At 66.9% G+C, this 5,813-nt stretch carries 5 protein-coding genes and 1 pseudogene; 4 read left to right on the top strand and 2 right to left on the bottom strand.

Annotated features, from left to right (window positions below; genetic code table 11):
* The 4 genes from ADBZ5U_RS13880 to ADBZ5U_RS13865 form a co-directional block, all read left to right on the top strand.
* The coding region (locus tag ADBZ5U_RS13880; protein ID WP_526811137.1) for a helicase-related protein at window positions 1-1,486 on the top strand (1,486 nt) is incomplete at its 5' end.
* A gap of 77 nt (window positions 1,487-1,563) precedes the next feature.
* The gene (locus ADBZ5U_RS13875; RefSeq protein ID WP_526811135.1) at window positions 1,564-2,691 is read left to right on the top strand and encodes a hypothetical protein; all 1,128 of its coding nucleotides are present in this window, start codon (window positions 1,564-1,566) and stop codon (window positions 2,689-2,691) included.
* A 4-nt stretch (window positions 2,692-2,695) separates the two neighbouring features.
* The gene (locus ADBZ5U_RS13870; protein WP_526811133.1) at window positions 2,696-3,478 is read left to right on the top strand and encodes an SDR family NAD(P)-dependent oxidoreductase; all 783 of its coding nucleotides are present in this window, start codon (window positions 2,696-2,698) and stop codon (window positions 3,476-3,478) included.
* A complete protein-coding gene (locus ADBZ5U_RS13865; RefSeq protein WP_526811131.1) occupies window positions 3,478-4,620 on the top strand; it encodes a sulfotransferase in 1,143 nt (380 codons plus the stop codon). Before ADBZ5U_RS13870 ends, ADBZ5U_RS13865 begins: the two co-directional genes overlap by 1 nt.
* A 105-nt stretch (window positions 4,621-4,725) precedes the next feature.
* Here ADBZ5U_RS13865 and ADBZ5U_RS13860 read toward each other — a convergent pair whose 3' ends face one another.
* Together ADBZ5U_RS13860 and ADBZ5U_RS13855 are read right to left on the bottom strand one after the other, a co-directional pair.
* The gene (locus ADBZ5U_RS13860) at window positions 4,726-5,181 is read right to left on the bottom strand and encodes a hypothetical protein (protein ID WP_526811129.1); all 456 of its coding nucleotides are present in this window, start codon (window positions 5,179-5,181) and stop codon (window positions 4,726-4,728) included.
* A pseudogene (locus ADBZ5U_RS13855) lies at window positions 5,178-5,813 on the bottom strand (3-ketosteroid-9-alpha-hydroxylase); the annotation flags it as partial. The pseudogene ADBZ5U_RS13855 and the gene ADBZ5U_RS13860, both read right to left, overlap by 4 nt.

Raw genomic sequence — 5,813 nt, 5'->3', positions numbered from 1 at the left:
GGGCATCGTCGGCGGAGCCGACACGCTGGTGCTGCGCGGCGGTCTGGACCGGGAGTCGCTGCACCTGTCGGTCGTGCAGATCGGCGGTGCCGCCGAGCGGGTCGCTTGGATTGCCGCACAATTGAATTCGCTCGAGGGCTCCGGCATCATCTACACCCTCACCGTCGCCGGAGCACGGGATCTGGCCACCCTGCTCAGGGATCTGGGCCATGACGTCGCGGCCTACACCGGCGCGACGGATCCGGGCGAACGCGAGCAACTCGAAGCCGACCTACTGGCGAACCGGGTGAAGGCCTTGGTCGCGACCTCGGCCCTGGGCATGGGATTCGACAAGCCGGACCTCGGCTTCGTGATCCACCTCGGTGCGCCGCCGTCGCCGATCGCCTACTACCAACAGGTCGGCCGCGCAGGACGGTCCACGGCAAGCGCCGAGGCGATCCTGCTGCCCAGCCCGCAGGACCGGGATATCTGGAGCTACTTCGCGTCGGTCGCCTTTCCGTCGGAAGCGATGGTGCGCAGGGTGATCGAAGCCCTGCGACCGGACCGGGCGCAGTCCACCGCCGCCCTGGAGCCGCTCGTCGACCTCGGCCGGTCCCGGCTGGAGATGGTGCTCAAGGTTCTCGACGTCGACGGCGCGGTCCGGCGGGCGAAAGGCGGGTGGATCGCCACCGCTGAACCCTGGGTCTACGACGAGGAGCGTTACCGCGACCTCGATGAGGCCCGACGCCGCGAGCAGCAGACGATGCTGGACTACCAGGACACCGACGAGTGCCGGATGGCTTTCCTGCGCAGGCAGTTGGACGACCCCGAACTGGGCGACGACGACGCGTGCGGCCGCTGCGACAACTGCTCGGGCCATCGCCACGACCCGCATGTCGAGTCGCCGGCGGTCGAGACCGCCCGGCAGCGCCTGCGGCGCCCGGGGGTGGAACTCAGCCCGCGCCGGCAATGGCCCACCGGAATGGCCAAACTGGGCATCGACCTCAGTGGTCGGATCACCGACGGACCGGCCACCGGGCGGGTCATCGGGCGCCTCACCGACCTGGGCTGGGGAACGCGGCTCCGCCGACTGCTCGACGCCCCGGACGAACCGGTCCCGCCGGACGTGCTCGACGCCGCGGTGGCCGTCCTCGCGGCCTGGCCGTGGGAGGCCAGGCCGGTCGCCGTGATGGGCCTGGACTCGAGCACCCACCCCGTCCTGATCGGTTCGGTGGCCGGCGCACTGGCCGAAGCGGGCCGGCTGATCGACCTGGGCACATTGCGCTACCGGCCCGGCCGCCGTCCGGTGACCGCGGCCAACTCGGCCTACCGGGTGTCCGCACTCGACGATGCGTGGGAGGTTCCGGACCTCGGCGGAGTGCGCGGCCCGGTGCTGCTGATCGACGACCTGACCGACACCGGATGGACCCTCACGATGGCGGCCAGGACGCTCCGGCAGGCCGGCGCCGAGGAAGTGCTGCCGTTCGCGCTGGCCAGCGTCAACTGAGGCCGTGCGCCTGGTTGACTCGGTACTAGAACACGTTCTAGATTCAGCTCAGTCAATGGTCGGGAGGCCCATCCACGATGTACGCACAGCCCCTGACCGACGCCATCGCCGAGGCTGAGCGACTGGTCCGCGAAGCGCCCTTCATCGAGACCGAATCCGATCTGATGGAAGGCCTGCAGTACCTGGCCGGCGGGATCGCCGCGTGCACCCACATCGCCTTCGACTACGACCGCGACCACCCGTTTCTGCAATCCGGCACCGGACCGTTCACCAAGATGGGCCTGGACAACCCGGACACCCTCTACTTCGGCACTCGGGTGCAGGCCGGCAAAGAGTACGTCGTAACCGGAACCCGTGGCACCACAACCGATCTCAGCTTCCAACTGCTCGGTGGCGAGTACACGGACGCCAATGTGCCCGACAGCGAGACCGCCTTCGACGACCGTCGGCTCGACATCGCCGCCGACGGCAGCTTCGAATGGCGGTTCACCCCGAAGGTCAACGCCCAGTTGGTGATCCGCGAGGTCTACAACGACTGGTCCGCGCGGCGCGGAACGGTGGCGATCGCCCGTACCGACACGGCAGGCACCGCGCCGCCGCCGCTTACCGCCGAACTCATCGAGAAACGTTGGGCCACGGCCGGTAAACAACTGGTCCAGCGGGTCAAGACCTGGCTGCAGTTCCCGCAGTGGTTCTACACGAACATCCCGGTCAACACCATGGTCGCCCCACGACTGACCCCGGGTGGCCTGGCGACCCAGTACTCGTCGGCCGGGCACTTCGATCTCACCCCGGAGCAGGCCCTGCTGATCACCCTGCCGGTCACCGACGCGCCCTACCTGGGTTTCCAATTGGGCAGCATGTGGTACGTGTCCCTGGACTACATCAACCACCAGACCTCGCTCAACGGAACCCAGGCCCAAGCCGATCCCGACGGCAGGATCCGCATCGTGGTCGCCGGACGGAACCCGGGCGTGACCAACTGGATCGAGACCACCAGCCACCGGCGAGGTTTCCTGCAGTTCCGTTGGCAACGGGTGTCTCGTGAACTGGCCGAGGCCGACGGCCCGACCGTGGAACTGCTCGACGTCGCCGAGGTCCCCGGGAAGCTGCCGTACTACGAGAGCAACCGGATTTCCGACGCCGACTGGCGAGAGCGGATCGCACTGCGCCAGAGGCAGATTCAGAACAGGATGGTGGGATAGCCGAATGACCGGATTGCTGGAGAACAAGGTCGTGGTGATCAGCGGGGTCGGTCCGGCGCTGGGCAGCACACTGGCCCTTCGGTGCGCCGAGGCCGGCGCCGACCTGGTCCTGGCCGCCCGCACCGCCGAACGCCTCTCCGAGGTCGCCGACCGGGTCGCCGCACTGGGCCGCCGGGCGGTCGCCGTGACGACCGACATCACCGATGACGCTCAGGTCGACAACCTCGTCGGTCGGAGCCTCGACGCGTACGGTCGGATCGATGCTCTGATCAACAACGCGTTCCGGATTCCGTCGATGAAACCGCTGGCAGACACCACGTTCCAGCACATCCGCGACGCCATCGAACTGACCGTGCTCGGCGCCCTGCGGATGATCCAGGGCTTCACCCCTGCCTTGGCCGAGGCCAGAGGTTCGGTGGTCAACGTCAACTCCATGGTCATCCGGCATTCCCAGCCCAAGTACGGCGCCTACAAGGTGGCCAAGTCCGCACTGCTGGCGATGTCCCAGTCACTGGCCACCGAACTCGGCGACAAGGGGATCCGGGTGAACTCCGTTGCGCCGGGATACATCTGGGGCGACACTCTCAAGAGCTATTTCAACCATCAGGCCGGCAAGTACGGCACCACCGTCGAGCAGATCTACGCCGCCACCGCCGCGCAGTCCGACCTGAAGAGGCTGCCGACCGAGGACGAGGTGGCATCGGCCATCCTGTTCATGGCCAGCGACCTGTCCAGTGCCATCACCGGATCGACCCTGGATGTGAACTGCGGGGAGTACAAGTCTTGATGGCACGCACCGATGTGGGCACCGTCGAGGACCTGAAGGCGTCAGCGGTCAAGGCAGTCGGCCTGGACGACTTCGGCGCCGACGACGACAACTACGTCGAGGCTCTGGCCGTGCTGTTGGAGTCCTATCGCCGCGACGCCGACTTCACCGAACTGGGCAGCAAGATGTCGCGGTTCTTCCTGCGTAACGCCCTGGTGGCCCGACTGCTCAGCGAGGCGTCGTGGAAGCAGTACCCGCAGCACGCCGGCGTCGCCGTCACCGCGCCGATTTTCGTCACCGGTCTGCCGCGCACCGGGACCACTGCCCTGCACCGTCTGCTGTGCGGCGACCCCCGACACCAGGGCCTGGAACTGTGGCTGGCGGAGTTCCCCCAACCGCGTCCACCGCGGGAGACGTGGGCGCAGAACCCGGTATTCGTCGAGATGCAGTCACGGTTCGCCAAGGCGCATCAGGAGAACCCCGACTACACCGGGTTGCATTACATGACCGCCGACGAGGTCGAGGAGTGCTGGCAACTGCTCCGCCAATCGGTGCACTCGGTGTCCTACGAGACACTCGCGCACGTACCCACCTACTCCCGATGGCTGGCCCGACAGGACTGGACCAGGCCCTATCAGCGGCATCGCCGCAACCTGCAACTCATCGGCCTCAACGAGCCCGAGAAGCGCTGGGTGCTCAAGAATCCCAGCCACCTGTTCGCCCTCGACGCGCTGTTGAACACCTACCCCGACGCGCTGGTGATCCAATGCCACCGGCCGGCCGAGACCATCATGGCCTCGATGTGCTCGCTGTCCCAGCACACCACCGCGGGATGGTCGAACACCTTCACCGGGGCGACCCTGGGCGCTGACTCCCTGGAGACCTGGTCACGCGGGTTGGAAGGGTTCAACGCGGTGCGGGCCACCCGCAACTCCGCGCAGTTCTGCGACGTCGATTATTTCGAGCTCATCGCCGACCCGCTCGGCACCGTTGAGAACATCTACTCCCACTTCGGCATCGAGATGACCGAGTCGGTGCGTGACGCCATCCGGCGGACAGACGACGAGAGCAGGCGGGGGCCGCGGGCCCCCAGGCACAGCTACTCGCTGGCTGACTACGGATTGACCGAGGACCAGGTCAGGCAACGCTTCCGCGGGCTGTGACGGGCAGCCCGAGATGGGCTGGCGGGAGCCCGAGATCGACGAAATGGCGATTTCTTCTCGCACTTCTCCGCCCAAATGTTGGTTTGGGCGGGGTGGGGAGAGGGCTCAGCCGTCCCCGGGCGCCGGGGCGCTGGAGTACTCCTCCAAGCACCCTTCCGCCACGGCGTGTTCGATGCTGTCGGAGAGCCGGGGACAGGACGGGACCCGGGAACTGCTGCCGCCGCCGGCCCGGATCTCGGCGAAGTAGGCACACCGCCCGGAGGCCTCGGCGTTCCACTGCACCGCGGTGTACGGGGCGCCCAACTTCTTCACCCGCACCGATGCGTGGCAGAACCGGCAGTCGACGTCGGCCAGGCCGGCGGTCAGATACCGCTCGCGGTCGCGGCGGGTCGCCTCATGCAGGGCCGCCGCACGCTCGGGGTCGCCGGCGAAATCCGTTGTCTTCGACCACGTTGCGACGTCGTCCTCGTCGCCGGGCCGGTGCTCGTCGTCGTGAAATCCGTTCAGCAGCAGCATCGACTGCGCCAACTCGTCGACATCGGGCGTCCGTTCGGAGGTCATGAGGCCGGCTGCCCCGCCTCGCTCTCGGCCCGGCGGCGCAGGTTCTCCTGAACCTCCACCTGCCACTTCTCGTTGGCCTTGGTGGTGTCGACCTCGAGTTCGAAACGATCGGTCATGTCGGGGGTGATGTCGGCGACGTCGACGTAGAACTGCTGATACCACCGGCGCATCTGGTAGACCGCCCCGTCCTCCTCGACGAGCAACGGGTTGTCGATGCGGGTCTTGTGCTTCCAGATCTCGACGTCCTGCAGGAAGCCCTTGCTGACTCCGGCGGTGAAGGCCTTCGAAAGTCGTTCCGACATGGCGTCGTCCATGCCTCGCGGCTTCCCCACGATGACACCCCACATCAGCATGAACGAGTCCTGGGTCACCGGGTAGTGGCAGTTGACCAGGAGGGACTCCGCCTTGAAATCGCCGTATGTGTTGTGCAACCAGTTGATCATGAACGACGGCCCGAAGTAGCTGGCTTCGGAGTCCAGGTGCGACTCCCCGTAGGCGGTGCCCATGCCGCCGACATCCGGGCGTCCGACGTTGTGCAGGTACTGGGTGGCGACGTGACCCTCGAAGACGTTCTTGAAGTAGGTCGGCAGACCGAAATGTATGTAATAGAAATGCGCCATGTCGGTGACGTT

The sequence above is a fragment of the Mycobacterium sp. genome (assembly GCF_040398885.1).
GTDB lineage: Bacteria > Actinomycetota > Actinomycetes > Mycobacteriales > Mycobacteriaceae > Mycobacterium.
This window is presented reverse-complemented; position numbering and strand designations above follow the sequence as displayed.